Here is a 3661-nt window from a genome sequence, read left to right as displayed (position 1 = left end):
CGAGTACATCTATGCCGAGGGCACTCGTCGTGGCAAGCGTGTGCAGGCGCTGGGTGGTGCGAAGAACCACGCGGTGCTGATGCCCGATGCCGACCTGGACAACGCGGTCAGCGCACTGATGGGCGCGGCGTACGGTTCGTGCGGTGAACGCTGCATGGCAATCTCGGTAGCGGTGTGCGTGGGTGACCAGGTAGCCGATGCACTGGTGGCCAAGCTGGTGCCGCAGATCAAGGCGCTGAAGATCGGTGCCGGTACCAGTTGCGGCCTGGACATGGGGCCGCTGGTGACTGCGGCTGCGCGCGACAAGGTGGTTGGCTATATCGATGACGGACTGGCCGCCGGTGCCGAATTGGTGGTGGACGGCCGCGGCTACAGTGTTGCGGGGCATGAGCAAGGTTACTTCGTGGGCGGTACGCTATTCGATCGGGTCAGCCCCGAGATGCGTATCTATAAGGAAGAGATCTTCGGCCCGGTGCTGTGTGTGGTACGGGTGAACAGCCTCGAGCAGGCCATGCAGTTGATCAACGATCATGAATACGGCAACGGCACCTGCATCTTCACCCGTGATGGGGAAGCGGCGCGTCTGTTCTGCGACGAGATCGAAGTGGGCATGGTGGGGGTCAACGTTCCGTTGCCGGTGCCGGTGGCCTATCACAGCTTCGGTGGCTGGAAGCGCTCGCTGTTTGGCGACCTGCATGCCTACGGCCCGGATGGCGTGCGCTTCTATACCCGACGCAAGGCGATCACCCAGCGTTGGCCGCAGCGCGCCAGCCATGAAGCATCGCAGTTCGCATTCCCAAGCCTTTGAGGTCGGGCTGAAAGGAGGGAGGCCGCAAGGCCTCCCTCTTTTGTTTTTCAGCGTTTTTGACCGATGTGACAGATTTATTGCGAATAGCGCTTGACGGGTTTCCAGAAGTCTTTATACTTCGCCCCACTTCCGGCGCAGTCGGAACTAAAAACTCCTTGAATATCAATGAGTTGGACGTTTCAGGTCAGGCTGGAGGTGCTTCGATCGAAAGATCGGCAGCGGTGAAAAAGGTGGTTGACAGCAGGTTGTAACGCTGTAGAATTCGCCTCCCGCTACGAGAGATCGAAGCGAGTCAAGTGTTTGAAGTGAAACGAAAAACTTCAAAATAAACGCTTGACAGGCTCTGAGGAAAGCGTAGAATGCGCGCCTCGGTTGAGACGAAAAGTTCTTGACCAACCGCTCTTTAACAATTGAATCAAGCAATTCGTGTGGGTGCTTGTGAGCTAAGACTGATAGTCAGAAAGATTATCAGCATCACAAGTGACTGCACGAAAATCGAAAGATTTGAAAGTAAGTCATTTGAGAATGCTGAGCCAAGTTTAGGGTTTTCTCAAAACCCAAGCAGTATTGAACTGAAGAGTTTGATCATGGCTCAGATTGAACGCTGGCGGCAGGCCTAACACATGCAAGTCGAGCGGATGAGAAGAGCTTGCTCTTCGATTCAGCGGCGGACGGGTGAGTAATACCTAGGAATCTGCCTGGTAGTGGGGGACAACGTTTCGAAAGGAACGCTAATACCGCATACGTCCTACGGGAGAAAGCAGGGGACCTTCGGGCCTTGCGCTATCAGATGAGCCTAGGTCGGATTAGCTAGTTGGTGAGGTAATGGCTCACCAAGGCTACGATCCGTAACTGGTCTGAGAGGATGATCAGTCACACTGGAACTGAGACACGGTCCAGACTCCTACGGGAGGCAGCAGTGGGGAATATTGGACAATGGGCGAAAGCCTGATCCAGCCATGCCGCGTGTGTGAAGAAGGTCTTCGGATTGTAAAGCACTTTAAGTTGGGAGGAAGGGCAGTAAGCGAATACCTTGCTGTTTTGACGTTACCGACAGAATAAGCACCGGCTAACTCTGTGCCAGCAGCCGCGGTAATACAGAGGGTGCAAGCGTTAATCGGAATTACTGGGCGTAAAGCGCGCGTAGGTGGTTCGTTAAGTTGGATGTGAAATCCCCGGGCTCAACCTGGGAACTGCATCCAAAACTGGCGAGCTAGAGTAGGGCAGAGGGTGGTGGAATTTCCTGTGTAGCGGTGAAATGCGTAGATATAGGAAGGAACACCAGTGGCGAAGGCGACCACCTGGGCTCATACTGACACTGAGGTGCGAAAGCGTGGGGAGCAAACAGGATTAGATACCCTGGTAGTCCACGCCGTAAACGATGTCAACTAGCCGTTGGAATCCTTGAGATTTTAGTGGCGCAGCTAACGCATTAAGTTGACCGCCTGGGGAGTACGGCCGCAAGGTTAAAACTCAAATGAATTGACGGGGGCCCGCACAAGCGGTGGAGCATGTGGTTTAATTCGAAGCAACGCGAAGAACCTTACCAGGCCTTGACATCCAATGAACTTTCCAGAGATGGATTGGTGCCTTCGGGAACATTGAGACAGGTGCTGCATGGCTGTCGTCAGCTCGTGTCGTGAGATGTTGGGTTAAGTCCCGTAACGAGCGCAACCCTTGTCCTTAGTTACCAGCACGTTATGGTGGGCACTCTAAGGAGACTGCCGGTGACAAACCGGAGGAAGGTGGGGATGACGTCAAGTCATCATGGCCCTTACGGCCTGGGCTACACACGTGCTACAATGGTCGGTACAGAGGGTCGCCAAGCCGCGAGGTGGAGCTAATCTCACAAAACCGATCGTAGTCCGGATCGCAGTCTGCAACTCGACTGCGTGAAGTCGGAATCGCTAGTAATCGCGAATCAGAATGTCGCGGTGAATACGTTCCCGGGCCTTGTACACACCGCCCGTCACACCATGGGAGTGGGTTGCACCAGAAGTAGCTAGTCTAACCTTCGGGAGGACGGTTACCACGGTGTGATTCATGACTGGGGTGAAGTCGTAACAAGGTAGCCGTAGGGGAACCTGCGGCTGGATCACCTCCTTAATCGACGACATCAGCTGTCTCATAAGCTCCCACACGAATTGCTTGATTCATTGAAGAAGACGATTAGGTTAGCAACCTTCGATTGGGTCTGTAGCTCAGTTGGTTAGAGCGCACCCCTGATAAGGGTGAGGTCGGCAGTTCGAATCTGCCCAGACCCACCAATTTGCTGGGGCCATAGCTCAGCTGGGAGAGCGCCTGCCTTGCACGCAGGAGGTCAGCGGTTCGATCCCGCTTGGCTCCACCACCCCGCTTGCTAGTTTGTCAAAGCTTAGAAATGAATATTCGCGTCGAATATTGATTTCTGAACTTTATCAGAATCGTTCTTTAAAAATTTGGGTATGTGATAGAAAGATAGACTGGACAGCACTTTCACTGGTGTGTGTTCAGGCTAAGGTAAAATTTGTGAGTAATTACAAGTTTTCGGCGAATGTTGTCTTCACAGTATAACCAGATTGCTTGGGGTTATATGGTCAAGTGAAGAAGCGCATACGGTGGATGCCTTGGCAGTCAGAGGCGATGAAAGACGTGGTAGCCTGCGATAAGCTTCGGGGAGTCGGCAAACAGACTTTGATCCGGAGATCTCTGAATGGGGGAACCCACCTGGCATAAGTCAGGTATCTTGTACTGAATACATAGGTGCAAGAGGCGAACCAGGGGAACTGAAACATCTAAGTACCCTGAGGAAAAGAAATCAACCGAGATTCCCTTAGTAGTGGCGAGCGAACGGGGACTAGCCCTTAAGTGGCT

At 53.5% G+C, this 3661-nt stretch carries 1 protein-coding gene, 2 tRNA genes and 2 rRNA genes; all 5 read left to right on the top strand.

Annotation, left to right across the window (positions count from 1 at the left end):
- Window positions 1-808, top strand: an 808-nt coding sequence (locus M2298_RS28150) for an aldehyde dehydrogenase family protein (RefSeq protein WP_280649362.1), incomplete at its 5' end; no start/stop codon positions are given.
- Window positions 809-1377: 569 nt separating this feature from the next.
- A 16S ribosomal RNA gene (locus M2298_RS28145) occupies window positions 1378-2914 on the top strand.
- A gap of 84 nt (window positions 2915-2998) precedes the next feature.
- Window positions 2999-3075: transfer RNA gene (locus M2298_RS28140), tRNA-Ile, on the top strand.
- A 7-nt stretch (window positions 3076-3082) separates the two neighbouring features.
- A tRNA-Ala gene (locus M2298_RS28135) sits at window positions 3083-3158 on the top strand.
- Window positions 3159-3382: 224 nt separating this feature from the next.
- A 23S ribosomal RNA gene (locus M2298_RS28130) occupies window positions 3383-3661 on the top strand; the annotation flags it as partial.

This window comes from Brevibacillus sp. 1238 (assembly GCF_029892995.1).
GTDB lineage: Bacteria > Bacillota > Bacilli > Brevibacillales > Brevibacillaceae > Brevibacillus > Brevibacillus parabrevis.
This window is presented reverse-complemented; position numbering and strand designations above follow the sequence as displayed.